This is a genomic window from Ochrobactrum sp. C6C9, from assembly GCF_022627935.1.
Lineage (GTDB): Bacteria > Pseudomonadota > Alphaproteobacteria > Rhizobiales > Rhizobiaceae > Brucella > Brucella teleogrylli.
This window is the reverse complement of record NZ_JABXGB010000031.1, coordinates 1-17,411: the sequence shown is the minus strand read 5'-3', so window position 1 is coordinate 17,411 and position 17,411 is coordinate 1. Positions and strand designations below refer to the sequence as shown.

The following is a 17,411-nucleotide window of genomic DNA, read 5'->3' as shown; positions in this document are numbered from 1 at the left end:
TTGCTTGACGTATCAGAAATATGAGACTGGCAGGGTCTAACCGCAAATGCGCATTCTTGGAATAGAAACCAGTTGCGACGAAACAGCCGCCGCTATCGTTGAACGCAACGATAAGGGCGAAGGCCGTATTTTGTCCAATGTGGTTCTGAGCCAGATCGCCGAACATGAGCCTTATGGCGGCGTCGTGCCGGAAATTGCCGCGCGCGCCCATGTCGAGGCGCTGGATCGGCTGGTCGCGCGCGCCTTGCAGGATGCGGATATGCAACTCGACGAGGTGGATGCCGTGGCGGCCACTGCCGGTCCCGGCCTCATCGGCGGGCTGATCGTCGGCCTGATGACGGCAAAGGCGCTCGCTATGGCCGCGCAAAAGCCGTTCTATGCTGTGAACCATCTGGAAGGCCACGCTTTGACGGCGCGGCTGACCGACAAGCTCGAATTTCCCTATCTGCTGCTGCTGGTTTCCGGCGGTCACACGCAGATGGTGCTGGTGCGCGGGCTCAATGATTATGAGCGTCTCGGTACCACGATAGACGACGCGCTGGGCGAAGCCTTCGACAAGACGGCAAAGCTTCTGGGCCTGCCTTATCCCGGCGGCCCGGCGGTTGAGCGCATGGCGCTTCAGGGGGATCCGAAACGCTTTGCCCTGCCCCGCCCGCTGAAAGGCGAAGCGCGGCTCGATTTTTCCTTCTCGGGCCTCAAGACCGCCGTGCGCCAGACAGCAAGCGAACTGGTGCCGCTTAGCGATCAGGATGTTGCGGATATTTGCGCCTCGTTTCAGGCAGCCGTGGCGGACACGCTGTCAGACCGGGTCGGGCGTTCGCTTGAACGGTTCAAGACAGAGTTTCCCGACTGTGCAACGCCTTCGCTGGTGGTTGCGGGCGGCGTCGCCGCCAACAAGACCCTGCGGGCGTCGCTGGAACAGCTTTGCGCCAAACACGGCTTCAGCTTCATCGCGCCGCCGCTCAATCTCTGCACCGACAATGCAGCCATGATCGCCTGGGCCGGGGCAGAACATGCCGCGACCAAGTCTCCGGATTCGCTTGCCATCGCGCCGCGCTCGCGCTGGCCGCTCGATGAAAAATCCGCGCCGCTGATCGGCACGGGACGGCGTGGAGCCAAGGCATGAGTGCTCGCACGAAGATCGCCGTTCTCGGTGGCGGCGCATGGGGCACGGCGCTTGCCGCCATGGCAGCGACCAGTGGCCACGAAGCATGGCTCTTTGCCCGCGATGCGGAAACTGTCGCAGCCATCAACAATGATCGGCGCAATCCGCGCTATCTGGGTGACATCGAACTGCCCGCTGGTATCCACGCCAGCGCCAGCGCTTCGGACGTTGTAACCGGTGCTGACGCCGTTCTGGCCGTGATCCCGGCACAGGCCATGCGCGCAGGCCTTTCCGAACTGAACAGCCTCATCCCGCAATCCGCGCCCGTCGTTTTGTGCGCAAAGGGCATCGAGCGCGGCACCGGACGCCTGATGTCGGAAGTGGTGGCGGAAGTTTTGCCGAACCACCGCATCGCCGCCCTATCCGGCCCAAGCTTTGCCACCGATGTTGCGCGTGGCCTGCCAACGGCAGTAACGGTTGCCTGCGAGGATGCCGACACCGCTGACCAGCTGGCTGCACTTCTTTCAGGTCCTGCTTTCCGCTGTTATTCGACTACCGATCTCAAAGGTGTCGAGATCGGAGGTGCGTTGAAAAACGTTCTGGCGATTGCGGCGGGTGCCGCTGTCGGGCGCGGTTATGGTGCGAGCGCGCAGGCAGCCCTTGTGACGCGCGGCTTTGCCGAACTGCGCCGTATCGGTCAGGCCATGGGCGCAAAGCCGGAAACCATTATGGGGCTTTCCGGCCTCGGCGATCTGATGCTGACATGCTCATCCTCGCAATCGCGCAATTATTCCTACGGCCTCGCGCTTGGTCGCGGCGAAGACCTGACCAACCGGCCTCTGGCCGAAGGTGTCGCGACCGCGCCGATTGCTGCGGAACTGTGCGACAAGCACGGCATTTCCGCGCCCATCATCGATGCGGTTGGCGCTTTGCTCAGCGGAAAGATCACCATCGACGAGGCTGTGATCAACCTTATCAACCGACCACTCAAGACCGAAGACTAGAGGACCAGACGATGCTTTTTGCACTTCTTTGCAACGACAAGCCCGACCATCTGCAGGTGCGCCTCGACACGCGCCCGACGCATCTCGAATACCTTACGAGCCTTGGCGATGTGCTGAAGTTTGCCGGTCCTTTCCTTGGCGAAGATGGCAAGCCAAATGGCAGCCTTCTCGTTGTCGAAGCCGAAGACAAGGCGGCAGCAGCAGCCATCGGCGCCAACGATCCCTATGCGAAGGCTGGTCTGTTTCAGGACGTGACCGTGCGCCCGTGGAACTGGTCGTTCAAAAATCCCGCCAACGCCTGAGTCGCTTACCGAGGAACGCACAATGGCTTACTGGCTGTTCAAATCCGAACCGTTCAAATGGTCATGGGAAATGCAAAAGGCCCGTGGTGAAAAAGGCGAGCAATGGGATGGCGTGCGCAATTATCTGGCGCGCAACAACATGCGCGCCATGAAACTCGGTGACAAAGGCTTTTTCTACCATTCCAATGAAGGGCTGGAAGTGGTCGGTATTGTCGAGGTTTGCGCGCTTTCGCACCCTGACAGCACCACCGACGACCCGCGCTGGGATTGCGTGGACATCAAGGCTGTTCGCGATGTGCCGAAGCCGGTCACCCTGAAGGATGTCAAGGCGAACCCGAAGCTTGAGAATATGGCGCTTGTCACCTCCATGCGCTTGTCCGTTCAGCCCGTGACGGAAGATGAATGGATTGAGGTTTGCCGCATGGGCGGCCTCGACGCCAAAGATATCTGATGCTCGATCCGGCGGAAACCAGCACGCGCAGCTTCATTCTGGCCAATACCGGCCTGCAAGCACCGCCGCATGTGCCGGAAATCCGCCTGCATCTGGCTGACGAAGCGCACGACCTCTGGCACAAGACAGAGGAAGAACTGGCCACAATCGGCCTGCCGCCGCCCTTCTGGGCCTTTGCCTGGGCGGGCGGTCAGGGCGTGGCGCGCTATATTCTCGACCATCCGGAAGCCGTGCGTAGCAAGACTGTGCTGGATTTTGCATCCGGCTCCGGTCTTGTCGCCATCGCGGCCATGAAAGCGGGCGCGAAAAGCGTCGTCGCTTCGGATATTGATCCCTTCGCGCTTCCCGCAATTGATATCAACGCCAAGGCCAATGGCGTTGCAGTGACGGCCAGCCTTGACGATCTCATCGGCGCCGATCACGGCTGGGATGTGGTTCTGGCGGGCGATGTCTTCTATGAAAAGCCGCTGGCCGACCGGCTTATTCCATGGTTCGCAAAATTGGCGAAACGCGGCGCTCAAATCATCGTTGGGGATCCGGGCCGCGCCTATTTGCCCAAGGATCGGCTGGAGCAGCTTGCGGTCTATACGGTGCCCGTGACGCGTGCGCTGGAAGATTCCGAAGTCAAGCGCACGACCGTCTGGGCATTCATTTAGACCCGCTTAAGCGAAGCGTTTCGCTCCCGCAACGCACAGCACGACGATGCCCGCTGTCGCGACCATGCCCATGCTGACGGGCTCTCCCGCAATGCCTGCCGCCAGCATGAGACCGAAAAACGGTTGCAGAAGCTGAAGCTGTCCGACCGTCGCAGCCCCGCCCTGCGCCAGCCCGCGATACCAGAAGAAAAACCCGATCAGCATCGAAAACAGCGACACATAGACCAGCCCGCCCCATGCCATCGCGCCAATGCCTGTCCATGTTTCAGGACGCATGAGAATGGTCAGCGGCAGCATGATCGGCAGCGAGAAGACCAGCGCCCAGCAAATGACCTGCCAGCCGCCGAGCCTGCGCGACAGGCTGGCCCCCTCCGCATAGCCAAGCCCGCAGACAATGATGGCACCCAGCATCAGCACGTCGCCGAGCAGCGTGGACTGGCTGCCCTGCCCGTAAGCATAGGACGCGACAATAGCCCCACCCACGATCGAAAACAGCCAGAACAGCGGACGCGGCCGCTCGCCGCCGCGCAGCACAGCGAACACTGCCGTCGAAAGCGGCAGCAGGCCGATAAAGACAATCGCGTGCGCCGAGGTCATATGTTGGAGCGCAATACCCGTGAGCAGCGGAAAGCCGACCACCACGCCCAGCGCCACCACGATCAGCGAAATGACATCGCTCTTGCGCGGAAGCGGTTCGCGAAATGCCAGCAGCAGCGCCATGCCCAACAGCCCGGCAATCGACGCGCGCGCCAGGGTCAGGAATGTCGGGTCGATATCGATGACCGCAAGACGTGTCGCAGGCAGCGAGCCTGAGAAAATCAGCACGCCCAGAAACCCATTCATCCAACCGGCGGTCTTGTTGCCAATACCGTTGTTCCCAACATTCTCGCTCATTGTGTCTTTTCAGCTTTCAGCAAAATCGTCTATGAATTTCGCGGACAATGCCGCGAACTTGCCGAAATAATCAGAGACAGTTACCGGACAATTCTGGCAAACTGTACTGATACGAAAGAGAGTACAGATGATATCGACGGGCCTGTTGCGCAGCCTCGAAGCCGTGGAAGCCGCCTATGCGGGCGTCGATAGCGCGCGCGGTGATGAAAATGGCATGGCTGAAAAAACCTCGCTCGTCGAAAAAGTCATGTCCATTATACGCGGACGCATTGCGGCCATGAGCCTTGCGCCCGGCGCCCGCCTGCCATCGATCCGCCGCCTAGCCGAAACCATGGACGTCTCCAAATCCACCGTCGTCGAAGCCTATGACCGGCTGGTGGCAGAAGGCATCATCCACTCGCGCCGTGGTGCTGGCTTCTATGTGTCAGAGCGAGCGCGCCAGCCGTTTTCGCTGGCCACCACCACGCCGCACAAGGACCGGCAGATCGACCCGTTCTGGGTCATGCGCCAATCGCTGGAAACCGAAGGCAAGACATTGAAGCCCGGCTGCGGCTGGCTGCCGGATGAATGGCTGCCGCTTGAGGGCATCCGCCGTGCGCTGCGCGCCATTGCCCGCGACGAGCGCAGCGATCTCGCCACCTATGGCGAACCGCTCGGTTTCCGCCCGTTGCGCAGCCATCTCGCGCACCGGTTGGCGGAACAGGGCATGGATATTTCCGGCAGCGAGATATTGCTGACCGATTCCGGCACGCAGGCCATTGATCTCATCTGCCGCTTTCTGCTCCAGCCGGGCGACACCGTGCTGGTGGACGATCCGTGCTATTTCAACTTTCAGGCCGTGCTGCTGACCCACCGCGTCAAGCTGGTCGGCGTGCCCTATACCCATAGCGGCCCGGACCTCGAAACCTTCGCCAAGGCTGCCACCGAACACGCCCCGAAACTCTATATTTCCAATGCGGGCCTGCAAAATCCGACCGGCGGCGTCATGTCGCCCGCAACCGCGCATCGCCTTCTGAAGCTCGCGGAAGCGCACGACATTATTCTCGTCGAGGACAATATTTTCGGCGATTTTCATCCGTCGCCAGCACCACTACTGGCGGAACTCGACGGGTTCGAGCGCGTGCTGCACATTGGCAGTTTTTCCAAGACGCTCTCGGCTGCGGCGCGTGTCGGCTATATTGCCGGGCGCAGTGACTGGATCGACGGCCTGACCGATCTGAAGCTCGCCACCACCTTCGGCGGCAATTCGATCTCGGCGCAAATCGTCCATGCGCTTTTGACCGATGGCACCTATCGCCGCCACATCGAAGGCATGCGCGCCAAGCTTGCCGATGCCATGACGCTGACCGCCAAACGCCTGAAAGCCGCAGGGCTGGAACTCTGGGCCGAACCGCAAGGCGGCATGTTTCTCTGGGCGCGCTTGCCCGACGGCATGGATTCCGGCACCATTGCAAGGCACGCGCTGGACAAGGGTGTCGTTATGGCGCCCGGCGATGTATTCAGCCCGTCACGCACGGCAAGCGCCTATCTGCGCTTCAACGTGGCGCAATCGACAGACCCCGCTGTTTTCACGGTTCTGCAAGAAGCGATGAAAATGACAGGTTGCTAAACCCAACCACGACATTAGCCTTCCCGCGTCGAAAACAATTTCAAGCAAAACACGCACAGTCATGCGGACGGGTGCCGCTATACTCTGACGACTGTCTTGGAGGAGACATGCGTATTTTTGTGTGCGGCACAACTCGGACAGCCACAACACGATTGCGCAGGGAGAACGGAGAGGGCAGACTGGTCTAAACCCGTCTGCCGGGAGGGAGTAGCATTGAATACGCACCTGTCCGGGGCGGATGCAGTTTCGCGCCCTGAAGATGAAAAACTGTCGGTTGCAGCAAACCTTGCCTATGGTTTTCAGCATGTGCTGACTATGTATGGCGGCATTGTTGCGGTTCCCCTGATTATCGGTCAGGCCGCAGGATTGAGCCCCAGTGAAGTGGGTCTGCTCATCACTGCCTCATTGTTTGCCGGCGGTGTTGCCACCGTGCTGCAAACCATCGGCATTCCCTTTTTCGGATGCCAGCTGCCGCTCGTGCAGGGCGTTTCCTTTGCCGGTGTCGCCACAATGGTGGCCATTGTCACGTCCAGCGGCAGCGGTGAAGCAGGCCTGCAAGTCGTGCTTGGCTCCGTCATGGCGGCGGCCTTTATCGGCTTTTTGATAACGCCGATTTTCTCACGCATAACGCGCTTCTTTCCACCGCTCGTGACTGGCATCGTCATCACAACCATCGGCCTGACGCTGATGCCCGTTGCGGCCCGCTGGGCGATGGGCGGCAACAGCAATGCGCCCGATTTCGGCAGCATGTCCAATATCGGTCTGGCCGGACTGACACTGGCGCTCGTGCTTATCCTGAGCAAGATCGGCAGTGCCACCATTTCCCGCCTGTCAATCCTGCTCGCCATGGTGTGCGGCACGCTGATCGCCTGGGCGCTCGGCATGACGGATTTTTCGCGCGTCAGCGAAGGCCCGATCATGGCTTTTCCAGAAATCTTTCATTTCGGCATGCCCGTATTCAGCATCGCTGCGACCATTTCCATGTTCATTGTCATTCTGGTGACCCTGGTGGAAACCTCGGCGGATATTCTGGCCGTGGGCGAAATCATCGGCACCAAGGTCGATTCCCGCAGGCTCGGCAACGGGTTGCGCGCCGATATGGCGTCGAGCATTTTTGCCCCAATCGTCGGCTCGTTCACGCAGAGCGCCTTTGCGCAGAATGTCGGACTGGTGGCGGTGACGGGCGTGAAAAGCCGCTTTGTCGTCGCGACCGGCGGTCTCATTCTTGTCACGCTCGGCCTGCTGCCGGTGATGGGGCGCGTGATTGCCTGTGTTCCGCCAGCGGTTCTGGGCGGTGCGGGCATCGTACTTTTCGGCACGGTCGCGGCCAGCGGCATCCGCACGCTGTCGAGGGTCGATTATCAGAACAACGTCAATCTGATCATCGTGGCCACTTCCATCGGTTTCGGCATGATCCCGATCGCTGCACCGCAGTTCTACCATCAGTTTCCCGACTGGTTTGAAACCATCTTCCATTCGGGCATCAGCTCGGCTGCGCTGATGGCCATCGTGCTGAACCTGCTGTTCAATGAGTTCAAGACCGGTAATTCCGATCAAATGTCGGTGTTTTCGGAAGGCACCGAGCGCATTATCCGTCATCACCACATCGCAGAGCTGCACGACGGCGACTATTTCCTCGGCGGAAAGCTCTACGACGTGCAGGGCAACGAGGTGAAAATCGTGCCCGCACCGGCGCACTGAAAATCGGAACTATCGCAGGACGCGAATGACCGTTCTGTCCGATAGATGCGGCAAGAGGCGCGCCATGTCGGCGCGCTTCAATGCGATACAGCCCTCCGTCGGTGTATAGCCCGGCCTCGCCAGGTGGAAGAAAATGGCGCTGCCGCAGCCGCGGCGGCGCGGCAGGATGTTCCAGTCCATGACGATGCAAACATCGTAAAGCTCGTCCTTGCGCCACATATCCTCGTGACTGGCCCTGTAAGGCAGCGGCACCGGCCGGTTATAGTTGCGGTCGCCCGGCGCATCGCACCAGCCATCCAGACGGCGGATCTGGCGCAGAGGCAGCCGTGACGATGGCAGGTTGCCCTTGTCACCGCGACAATAACCATAAAGCAGACGCATGGCGGCCAGAGGCGTTGCACCATCGCCCTCGCGCTTGAAAGCGCTGATGCCGCCCTTGCCAAGCGCGCATTCCAGCACCAGATTGCCAGCAGTAAGCAGCCCACGCGTTTTGTGGCCCGGCTTGGCCCGAACATTGATGATGCCGACCCCACGGCCTCCTTGGTATCTGGTCACGCTGCCGTCTCCATTTTCAGTTTTCGGGCAAAATATGTTTACACTTCGCCCCTGAGGCGTGCGAAAGCCTGATTCGCGTTTCGCCGCTTCAACTTCTGGCCATTAAGTGTCATAAAACACGAAGAGCCATATTTAAATCAAAGAGTAACGAGGACAGGCATGACAGGCCGTACAATTCTGATTGTGGATGACGACGAAGATCTCCGCTCCATCCTCGTCGAGCAGCTTGAGCTGTGTGAAGAATTCCAGATTCTGCAGGAAGACAACGCCACCAAGGGCATTCAGACGGCCCGCAATGGCATCGTCGATCTTCTGATCATGGATGTGGGTCTGCCGGACATGGATGGCCGCGAGGCTGTCAAGCTTCTGCGCAAAGGCGGCTTCAAGTCCCCGATCATCATGCTGACCGGACATGACACCGAATCGGACACGATCCTCGGTCTCGAATCCGGCGCGAACGACTATGTCACCAAGCCGTTCAAATTTGCCGTTTTGCTTGCCCGCATCCGCGCGCAATTGCGCCAGCATGAACAGAGCGAAGACGCGACCTTCACGGTCGGCGCCTATACGTTCAAGCCGGGTCAGAAGCTGCTGATCGACGAGAAGGGTGCAAAGATTCGCCTCACCGAAAAGGAAGCGGCGATCATCAAATATCTCTATCGCGCTGGCGACAAGGTCATCGGTCGCGATGTGCTGCTGGAGGAGGTCTGGGGCTATAATTCAGGCGTGACGACCCATACGCTTGAAACCCATGTCTACCGTCTGCGCCAGAAAATCGAGAAGGACCCATCCAACGCGACGCTTCTCGTCACAGAAAGCGGGGGATACAAGCTTGTCCCGTGATGGACAGCGCCCGATGCAGGTGTATTGACACTCTATGGCGCTAGACGACGATATTCGCATTCTGGGCACGGTGGGCCTGTTCGAGTCATTCACTCCGGAACAGTTGCGCCTCCTTGCCTTCGGCGCCGAGCGGCTTGTGCTGCGCGCGGGCCGCGAGCTTTTTCGTGAAGGCCAGAGCGCGGACTGTGCCTATATCGTCGTTTCCGGCAACATTACCCTGTTTCACGACGCTGATGAGGGGCGGATATCGATCCGCCCCGTTGGCCCCGGTGCGATGCTTGGTGAGATGGCTCTCATCGCCCAGACATCACGCCTGACCGGCGCGGTTGCCGAAGCGGAAACCGAAGTGATCCGCATCAGCCGCTCAATCTTCCGGCGCATTCTGGAAGAATACCCGGAAGTGGCAGCCTCCCTGCATGGTCATATCAGCCGCAATCTTTTGGAGCTGATCGGCGAGATCGAGAAAGTCGCGCCCCGCCTGACGAATGGCGACTGACTTCGAGAGCGCGGACGGAAATGTCCGAAACTGTTTCGGATAAGATAGGCGCCAAAGAACGAGTTAAACCGGCTAAAGCGATCCGACTTTCACTGAACGAACTCCAGCTGTGAGTTCGGTAGAGGTTGTCCACTCCGAATTAAAACGCTCCATCAGTCCCTCGGTCGAAACGCGACAACCTACCGAGGCTTCAAAGCGAGCGGAATTCTTGCTCTGAAAACGAAAGCGCCGATTTGATACAATCAAACCGGCGCTTCTTTTTTGCTTAGGGTATGTTTTGCCTATCCAAAATGAATGGGAAGCAGTCTCGTCCGATTTTCCCTGCAAGTCCTTCCGATTTACCGGAAATGCTTCCGAGCAACCTTTGCTAAGGTCTCGCAATAACCGATTCCCCGACAACGCCCTGTCCGTCCGATGCATTGCGACCTGACGTCATTCCTCGCCCGATGGCAAAAGAAGTAAACCACAAGCCCAGCGTCAGCATCGAGATGGAGCGACAAGAAGAGCCTGTTGGGGCTCTTCTTGTTATGCTGATCCTACCAGTTCACCTTGAAACCTACGTTTCCTTTGACGGCATAGCTGTCAGCAAAGTGGTTGAGCGAAGTGTTCACGGTGCCTTCGCCATAGACGGAGTATTTATTATCCGCCCAGGCATAGGTGCCACCGAAACCAATGCCCGCCCATGTACGGTCCCGGTCGGCTTTCATCCGGGTGCCGCCATAGTTGATGCTCGTTCCACCGAGGAACTCCTGATAGAGGTTGGCGATGCCATACACATTGGCATTGACCATGCGGCTATCCGCTCCCTGCCAGCTATTGGCGTAGTTGGCGGCAAGCCCGAGACGACCGTTGAGGCTGTTGCCGTCACGATTGCTGACAGTCGCGCCGTAGCTATCCGAGAACGTATCGAAATCGACCGATGAGAACATCAGCTGAGCCTGCGGCGTCAGCGACCAATTTTCATCGATATCGAAACGCTTTCCAGATTCCACGCTTAACGCATAACCGAAACCATTATTGTCGTTCGTCAGCCCGTTGTTGCCGCCGCCAAAGCGAAGGTCGGTTTTGTACCAGTTGGCCTGCGCCTGTCCATCGACATAGAAACCGTCATTGCCATACCAGGTAATGGTTCCACCGAGACCCCAGCCTTGGGTGTTCAGCTCGCCACCACCGTTGACATCGTCGAAATTGCTCGCCGTTCTGGCACGACCATTGCCGTATTGACCGGTAATGCCTGCGATCAACCGACCGCTCTCATCCTCATAGAACTGCCCATCGACACCAGCCTGCATGATGACAGTATTGATATCCTGCTGCACATGCCCGGCAGTCGTATTCGGCTCCAGACGGTTATGCGCTCCTTCGATACGTGCCCAAATGGCCCGATCATCCGTCTCGCCAGCCTCCGAGGAGCCGCGAAGTGATCCTGACTTGTTAAGGTAACGATCCCCGCGGCGCTGCTGCAATGTTGGCAGTTGGTTCAGTGCCTGCATGCTGGCAGCATAAGACGTATATACCGGAGCGGCGGGACTAAACCGGGATGGTCCACTTGGATTGCTCGGATTCTCAGGACAACCATTCGGATCATCACAAGCCGGCGGATTAGGGCCATCCGGATCGTTTCTGGTGTACTGGCTGACAAGATACCAATCGTTGGTGTTTGAACCGCTCGCATCGCCCTTCTGCAAGGTATAGGCATATGCCGAGGAGGTGAGTATTGCCTGCTGCCCATCCTTGGTCGTGTAATCACCTTGAAGATTGAATGTGCCGCCCGAGTTCCCCGCGATATCGATCAGTTCGATACCATTTACCGTCGCGGCACCAAGCCCTCCCCGGTTCTTGACCACAACCGATGTCGTTCCGGAAGTATTGCCGCCGACTTTCATCTGGTCCGTGGTGGAGTTATCCGCACCCAGCACGGTGCTCATGACAAGCGTGCCGCCACCAGCATAATCGCCAGCAATGTTAAGCGCAGTACCACCAGTACCGCCGAAATCAACAGTACCGCCGTTTTCCAGTGACCGCATGCCGGTGGCAAAACCGCCTAGATCGAGTGTCGCTCCGTTGGCCACGGCATAGGCTGATGTACCGCTGAAGGCATCTTTCGCGCCTTGCACCAGCGAGCCGCCATTGACAGTGGTAACACCGGAATAGTTGTTTGTACCCGACAGCGTCAACGTACCGTTCTCGTTTTTTACGAGACCGCCTGTACCAGAAATCTTACCGGAAAAATTGGTGCTGAAGTCCTGATTGAGTGTCAGGATTCCGCTACCGAGCTGGATATCACCGTCACCCTTGTCGTCTTTATTGCCGACGAGACCACCGATGGTTTGGTTGAATCCAGCAAGATCGAGCGTGGCACCTTTTTCCACGGCCACACGGCCTGCGCCGAACGCAGTGTCCGCGATGCCGGCTTGCGCCGTCCCAATCTCGACAGTCAGACCACCAGAAAAGCTATTGCTTGCATCGAAAACTGTGGTCCCGGTGCCGCGCTGGATAACTTCACCGTTGCCACTGATCGAATGCTGGAAATGAAACCCATCCGAACGATTGAATACGAGCGCAGTGTCAGCAAGCAGACTACCATTCAACTCGACATCCGTATTCACCGCGCCCTCGTGGCCACCATTGCCCAATTGAAGAGTGCCAGCGGTTACCGTTGTTGTACCACTATATGTCGCATCCTTCGTCAGAATCAGCGTGCCAACGCCTGTTTTGGTCAAGCCCGCGCTTCCTTGCAAAACGGTGTCGATTGTGGCCTTAACGGTCGGATCGCTTCCCGCACCGACCTGTATAAACGGCGCCGTTCCATTAACTCCTTGAACCAGATTGAGCGGTCGACCGTTGATGTGATAATTATCGGTCTCAAACACCAAGCCCGCTGCATTTACGCCACCCGCTTGATCGTCAATGGTTACTGTTCCAGCGGCTGCTCTGAAGACCGCGACTGATCCGTCAGCCCATGGGTCATTGACGGATAGGCTTTGAATATCTTTCCAATTGGTGTCCGCGATGTTCCAGGTTCCGTCACCGCCGTGGACTCCACCACCATCGTTTGTATTGGAACCATCCCAAACAACAAACGACATGCCCTTCATATTGACGAGATTGATCTGACCGGGATTCGTGTCCTCAATCTTCCAGTCGGCCGAATTGGCGGCGGCGCCATCAATTGTACCCAATTGGAAAGTGCTATAGGCGTTCGTTTGACTGGGATCATAATTAAAAATGCGATAGATACCGGGTGCCGCACCCCCGCTGGTACTAACGTCGAGTTTTCCGTTAAGGGTGAGGTTGCCCGTAACGTTGAACATCTCCTGATTGAAAGTTGTTGCACCAATATTGACATCAACGGTGCTATTCGCATCGACGGTCAGATTGCCGTTTATAGTCAGCGTTGTGCCAACCATACCTGCCAGCTTTCCGCCAGTCACAACATTCGTATTGCCGACTGTGCCAGCGCCTGCCAGCGTTCCACCGCTGTTGACGATGACACTACCACCAAATTGGTTGCTGTTGACCACCAAGGCGCCTTCGTTCACGTTGGCAGAACCAGCAAAGCCCGACGCATTGGCGCTTTGATTGAGGATCAGGCGACCGTTACCTGTTTTAGTGAAAGCAGTACCTGCGTCGCCCGTCAGTTTTCCCGTAAGCGTTAAGTCCTTCAATGTGTTCGTTTGGAACACACTGTCAATGCCCAAAACCTGAACATCGTGGCCCAGCACAACAGCCGAATCCGGCAACAGCGTGCCACCATTCATTATTAGGTCACCTGAGCCCAGGACCCTATCAGAGTAAAGCTTGAGGACACCCTTCTCGAGTTCAGTGCCGCCCGTATAGGTATTGCTCATATTGGTGAGCACGACAGTTCCGTCGCCGTCAATCACCACCTGGCCGTCGCCTTGAATCATGTTGGTGAAATCAAAAGAGGCATCGTTGTGATTGATGATAAATTTTGCATCTTGGGCGATGTTAACGGTGCTTTGAGGATCCAGACTACCGGCTGTTGTGTTCTGGCCAAGCTGAAGCGCGCCCGCCTGGATGTCAGTTACACCAATGTAGTTGTTGGTGCCAGTTAGCGTCGTTTTCCCCGTGCCTTTCTGTGTAACACCGCCATCACCGCTAATCGTCTGGCTCACAACAAGATTATCGTCGGTTCGATTGAAAGCCAGCGATGCACCACTGGCAACCGTAACATCCGAAACTGCACCGAGTTCTCCCACCGTGCTACCGTCACCAATCTGCAACGTGCCCTCTTCGATTGCGATCATGCCGGTATATGCGTTGAGGCCTGTCAGAGCGAGCGTTCCCGCGCCGGTCTTTTTCAACGCTCCGGTGCCGTCCAAATCGTTTGTGAGCGTGAAGATATTGGCCGCATCATCAATATCGAATGTGCCAAATGCAGAATTCAGCGCGAATTGACGGTTCGATGTATCGTTGTCCGTTCCCGCTATACGCAATGTTCCGCCGTTAAAAGTGACACCGCTGGTTATGTCGCCGAGAGCCTGATCAAGTTCTACCGACATAATACCGTCGTTCAGGTCAGTCCCGCCCGTGTAGGTGTTGGCGATTGAACCCAGAGAAACCGTGCCCGTCCCTTTCTGAACGACCTTACCGCCGCCGGTAATCGTGCTGCCGACCGTTATTGAACCATTGCTATCAAAAGCCAGGATGCCTTTTTCTGCGGCGCTTGGACCGGTATTGACGGAGGTGCCAGCGGTGCCTAATCCGCCGCCATTGCCGATCGTCAAGGTGCCGCCATAGATGGTCCAACTCACATCGCTGGCCGCCGTCAGCGTCCAGTTGCTGGTGTCCCGTTTTTCGAAGGTAGTGAACCCTTGATAGGTTCCTGAACCATCTATTTTGGTCGACAGGATTCCGTCGAAGGTACCAGCGGCAGCTCCACCGAGTATGAACGTATTGGTCGTTCCGGCGTCGGCGAAAACGCCTCCGATAATGGTGGAACCATTATGGAGTTCCAGCGTGTTGGTGCCGCTCGTGAAGTGTACGCCGTAGCCATTTTTTCCGTCCGCCGCAGTGCCGGCACCATTTGCTCCCTTAGCGCCACCATTACCTCCTTCAATGGTGCCGCTATTCACAACCATCAGGTTCGAGCCATTGATACCGTCACCGCCGGCACCGCCATCGCCGTTGCGCCCCGCGGTTGTCCCCGCCAGTGTTGCGCCGCCATCGCCGCCATCACCACCCGCGATCACGCCCGTATTGGTAATCGTTGTATTATCGCCCCTGACACCGTCGCCACCTCTGCCGCCAACGCTCTGGTTCACGGTGAGCGTATCGAGTAGCGGTGTCAGCGCATCTCCGCCCTTGCCACCTTTGCCACCCGTGATCGCACCGGAATTATCGACGCTCGACTGAGCCCCTCCCGCAACTGAAAGCGTAACCACCCCGGCGCCCCCGGCACCACCATTGGCTTCGGTATTTATATCCGCAGCGTTTATGACCCATTGCGACCCCCGACCGGCCTTGCCACCTGCACCGCCAGTAATGGTCGCGCCCTGTTCATTCGTCACCGTAGCAACACCAAAGACGCCTGCGCCACCAACGCCGCCATTGGCCCCATTTTCGTCGATGGCTGATCGGCCATTTTGAATCACGGTCGGGTCCGTGTCCCCTCCTTCACCACCCGCGCCACCGGTGATGCTCCCTGATGCCTGGTTCACAACTGCTGAATCAGGTCGAGCCTGAGAAGGATTACCGCTTGCGCCATAAATACCCGCGCCGCCGTCACCACCATTGCCAGTGTTCCGGCCAACTCCTGCCGATAACGAAGCCGAAAAAGATGTTCCGCCCTTGCCACCGTTTCCGCCAATAATCACGCCTGTAGCGGAGTTCGTGACAGTTATCCCGTCACCATTCATCCAGATGCCTAGGCCGCCGCCACCGCCATAGCCACCGCCGCCCATACCCTCTGCGTTCACTAAAATACTACCGATAATGTGACCACTGTTGCCGCCGTTACCGCCATTACCACCCGTAATCGTCGTATGGTTTGTAACAGAACTATTGCCAGCAATGATCAGGGCATAACCACCAGCACCACCGCCACCCCCGCTACCGTCGCCATTGGGGGTAATGTTTGCATCCTGTCCGTCACCGCCATTGCCCCCTAATCCGCCGGTAAGGGGGGTTGTGTAATCGTCTCCGTTAGCGCCATCCTCCTTGTCATGCGTTCCGCCCAGGCCGCCATCGCCGCCTTGCGCTCGTCCCCCGCCTCCGGCACCATGCCCGCCCAGGCCGCCTCCGGCACCGCCACCTCCACCTCCCACCCCGGCGTCAAGAAAGCCCGAAGGTTGCACTCCATCGGTTCCCGGCTGGCCAGGCGATCCACCGTCACCAGGTTGACCGGTGCTACGAATCCCTTCCCCGCCTCGCCCACCCACTGTCTGGCCAAGAGCTGGCAAGACGGGTGAGAACAATAAGGCCGCCAAAATAAGTGCCTTTGGGAGCGCCACACTTGAACGGAGATTTAAATTAAGTATTTTTAATTTAGAAAAATGATATACACTGAATCTGCGGCGATAATTTAACATCTCAATTCTCTTAAATAATACAGTTTCTAGCTTTTTCTCATATTTAAATAAAAATTCAATGAATAATTTGAATTTTTATTATATTAAATAAATCTAATAATGAATATTATATTCATCAAGGACGAATCCAATCTATATTTATTTTCGGGAATATGCTTTCTATTTCCCCATTTTCAAAACGCATTGAGAACGGCGAGATAGCACGCCCCAGGAGAGCGGATTTTTCGGGAATCATCGTGCCGGTTTGCTGACGGCTGGATCAGCTTTTGATCAGCGCGCATTGTCTCCGGTATCGATCAATTTTCAGCGCAACTGGCAACTCCGTCAAAGATTATGTCGTTCCCAACAGTTGCTGCGTTTCGTTTTAAAATTCATTGTTGATGCGCATTGTAAAACATGAGGTTAATTCAATGGCAAACACTATTCAATTTACTAGTCCCCCACTTAAAGTAACTGATGTCTCAACAGCAGATGTACCAACAACAACGGATGGGTCAATCAAGTTCGAGCTCATAACAAATGATGGCACAGGCGGCGCGTCAATGGACGTCTATGTCAGCCTCTCGCCCCGTTCAGTTGCGGTTTTAAAAAGCGACGGAAGTTTTGCGGACTATGACGACGGAGAGACTGGCTACAAGCTCACTTCCGGGGCGGACGGCAAGTTAGAATTCTATTATGCTAGTCATACCCAAGCAATCATCGAACCCATTGTCCGCCTGTGGAACGAGCGCGCGGAGCTGCCAGACAACATGCCGCCACACCTGGTCTTTATTGATAACTCGAAATCCATAGATGCAAAATGGGGGCCTGTAGACGCCACGCAGAATGAGGACGGCAAGCTCGTGGTCGCTGCGAGTCAGGATTTTGTTAGCGTCACACTGCCACAGACATGCACAACCGACTATGGCAACCGGCCTGAGGCGCTAGTGGCACTGCAGGTGAATGATGATATCTACGTCAAAAGCATGAGGGAACTCAGTACCGAAGGCTTTAAAATACCGCCTGACACATTGAGATACGACACTTATAACTCATTTGTCTATATGATTTATAACGCATTGGCGGCTGAAAATGGAATGATCCTCGCACTGTTGACGGTTCGAGCCGATGACGTCAATCCGCCAGCAGCTACGCAATACCGCAATCTGGATAACGCAGCATATCAGAGGTGGCTCGGTTTGTTTGAACAGTTTCGGGCGTTTCGCTAAGTGGATTTCCGCCTCGATTATGCCGCCACCATC

General features: G+C 57.1%; 13 protein-coding genes. 10 read left to right on the top strand and 3 right to left on the bottom strand.

The window, feature by feature from the left end; all coding sequences use genetic code 11:
* Window positions 1–46 precede the first annotated feature (46 nt).
* Genes tsaD through HWD97_RS20360 form a run of 5 tightly spaced genes read left to right on the top strand, consistent with a single transcriptional unit; the run spans window position 47 to window position 3,518 of the window.
* Window positions 47–1,126, top strand: coding sequence for a tRNA (adenosine(37)-N6)-threonylcarbamoyltransferase complex transferase subunit TsaD (gene tsaD / locus HWD97_RS20380; protein WP_371835486.1), 1,080 nt, complete (start codon window positions 47–49; stop codon window positions 1,124–1,126).
* Window positions 1,123–2,109 carry an NAD(P)H-dependent glycerol-3-phosphate dehydrogenase gene (locus tag HWD97_RS20375; RefSeq protein ID WP_109369928.1) on the top strand — a complete coding sequence of 329 codons (987 nt, stop codon included), beginning with the start codon at window positions 1,123–1,125 and terminating at the stop codon, window positions 2,107–2,109. The genes tsaD and HWD97_RS20375 overlap by 4 nt, the downstream gene beginning before the upstream one ends.
* 11 nt (window positions 2,110–2,120) lie before the next feature.
* The gene (locus HWD97_RS20370; protein ID WP_109369929.1) at window positions 2,121–2,411 is read left to right on the top strand and encodes a YciI-like protein; all 291 of its coding nucleotides are present in this window, start codon (window positions 2,121–2,123) and stop codon (window positions 2,409–2,411) included.
* Between the two features lie 22 nt (window positions 2,412–2,433).
* Window positions 2,434–2,862 carry an EVE domain-containing protein gene (locus HWD97_RS20365; protein ID WP_109369930.1) on the top strand — a complete coding sequence of 143 codons (429 nt, stop codon included), beginning with the start codon at window positions 2,434–2,436 and terminating at the stop codon, window positions 2,860–2,862.
* Window positions 2,862–3,518, top strand: a complete 657-nt coding sequence (locus tag HWD97_RS20360) for a methyltransferase (protein WP_109369931.1) — start codon at window positions 2,862–2,864, stop codon at window positions 3,516–3,518. The genes HWD97_RS20365 and HWD97_RS20360 overlap by 1 nt, the downstream gene beginning before the upstream one ends.
* A 6-nt stretch (window positions 3,519–3,524) precedes the next feature.
* On the opposite strand, the gene HWD97_RS20355 is transcribed toward HWD97_RS20360, so the two are convergent.
* Window positions 3,525–4,412, bottom strand: a complete 888-nt coding sequence (locus tag HWD97_RS20355; protein ID WP_109369932.1) for a DMT family transporter — start codon at window positions 4,410–4,412, stop codon at window positions 3,525–3,527.
* A 127-nt stretch (window positions 4,413–4,539) separates the two neighbouring features.
* Between HWD97_RS20355 and HWD97_RS20350 the strand changes: the two genes are divergently transcribed.
* Window positions 4,540–6,021 carry a PLP-dependent aminotransferase family protein gene (locus HWD97_RS20350; RefSeq protein WP_371835485.1) on the top strand — a complete coding sequence of 494 codons (1,482 nt, stop codon included), beginning with the start codon at window positions 4,540–4,542 and terminating at the stop codon, window positions 6,019–6,021.
* Between the two features lie 213 nt (window positions 6,022–6,234).
* The gene (locus HWD97_RS20345; RefSeq protein WP_109369934.1) at window positions 6,235–7,722 is read left to right on the top strand and encodes a nucleobase:cation symporter-2 family protein; all 1,488 of its coding nucleotides are present in this window, start codon (window positions 6,235–6,237) and stop codon (window positions 7,720–7,722) included.
* A gap of 9 nt (window positions 7,723–7,731) precedes the next feature.
* Here the strand turns inward: HWD97_RS20345 and HWD97_RS20340 are convergent, their stop codons facing one another.
* Window positions 7,732–8,277, bottom strand: coding sequence for a L,D-transpeptidase (locus HWD97_RS20340; protein WP_109369935.1), 546 nt, complete (start codon window positions 8,275–8,277; stop codon window positions 7,732–7,734).
* Between the two features lie 159 nt (window positions 8,278–8,436).
* Between HWD97_RS20340 and HWD97_RS20335 the strand changes: the two genes are divergently transcribed.
* Complete coding sequence (locus HWD97_RS20335) at window positions 8,437–9,120, top strand: response regulator transcription factor (RefSeq protein WP_078337540.1); 684 nt, start codon at window positions 8,437–8,439, stop codon at window positions 9,118–9,120.
* A gap of 34 nt (window positions 9,121–9,154) precedes the next feature.
* Window positions 9,155–9,616, top strand: a complete 462-nt coding sequence (locus tag HWD97_RS20330; protein ID WP_109369936.1) for a cyclic nucleotide-binding domain-containing protein — start codon at window positions 9,155–9,157, stop codon at window positions 9,614–9,616.
* A 536-nt stretch (window positions 9,617–10,152) separates the two neighbouring features.
* Here HWD97_RS20330 and HWD97_RS20325 read toward each other — a convergent pair.
* Window positions 10,153–16,170 (bottom strand): autotransporter outer membrane beta-barrel domain-containing protein, encoded by a 6,018-nt coding sequence (locus tag HWD97_RS20325; RefSeq protein WP_371835484.1) that lies wholly within the window; start codon window positions 16,168–16,170, stop codon window positions 10,153–10,155.
* A gap of 410 nt (window positions 16,171–16,580) precedes the next feature.
* Here HWD97_RS20325 and HWD97_RS20320 point away from each other — a divergent pair, with 410 nt between their 5' ends.
* Complete coding sequence (locus tag HWD97_RS20320; RefSeq protein ID WP_371835483.1) at window positions 16,581–17,378, top strand: hypothetical protein; 798 nt, start codon at window positions 16,581–16,583, stop codon at window positions 17,376–17,378.
* The last annotated feature ends 33 nt before the right edge of the window (window positions 17,379–17,411 follow it).

Bases quoted from the DNA above. Each gene is read 5' to 3' on its own strand.
- tsaD (WP_371835486.1), top strand. From the start codon at position 47: ATGCGCATTCTTGGAATAGAAACCAGTTGCGACGAAACAGCCGCCGCT.
- HWD97_RS20375 (WP_109369928.1), top strand. From the start codon at position 1,123: ATGAGTGCTCGCACGAAGATCGCCGTTCTCGGTGGCGGCGCATGGGGC.
- HWD97_RS20370 (WP_109369929.1), top strand. From the start codon at position 2,121: ATGCTTTTTGCACTTCTTTGCAACGACAAGCCCGACCATCTGCAGGTG.
- HWD97_RS20365 (WP_109369930.1), top strand. From the start codon at position 2,434: ATGGCTTACTGGCTGTTCAAATCCGAACCGTTCAAATGGTCATGGGAA.
- HWD97_RS20360 (WP_109369931.1), top strand. From the start codon at position 2,862: ATGCTCGATCCGGCGGAAACCAGCACGCGCAGCTTCATTCTGGCCAAT.
- HWD97_RS20355 (WP_109369932.1), bottom strand. From the start codon at position 4,412: ATGAGCGAGAATGTTGGGAACAACGGTATTGGCAACAAGACCGCCGGT.
- HWD97_RS20350 (WP_371835485.1), top strand. From the start codon at position 4,540: ATGATATCGACGGGCCTGTTGCGCAGCCTCGAAGCCGTGGAAGCCGCC.
- HWD97_RS20335 (WP_078337540.1), top strand. From the start codon at position 8,437: ATGACAGGCCGTACAATTCTGATTGTGGATGACGACGAAGATCTCCGC.
- HWD97_RS20330 (WP_109369936.1), top strand. From the start codon at position 9,155: ATGGCGCTAGACGACGATATTCGCATTCTGGGCACGGTGGGCCTGTTC.
- HWD97_RS20325 (WP_371835484.1), bottom strand. From the start codon at position 16,170: ATGTTAAATTATCGCCGCAGATTCAGTGTATATCATTTTTCTAAATTA.
- HWD97_RS20320 (WP_371835483.1), top strand. From the start codon at position 16,581: ATGGCAAACACTATTCAATTTACTAGTCCCCCACTTAAAGTAACTGAT.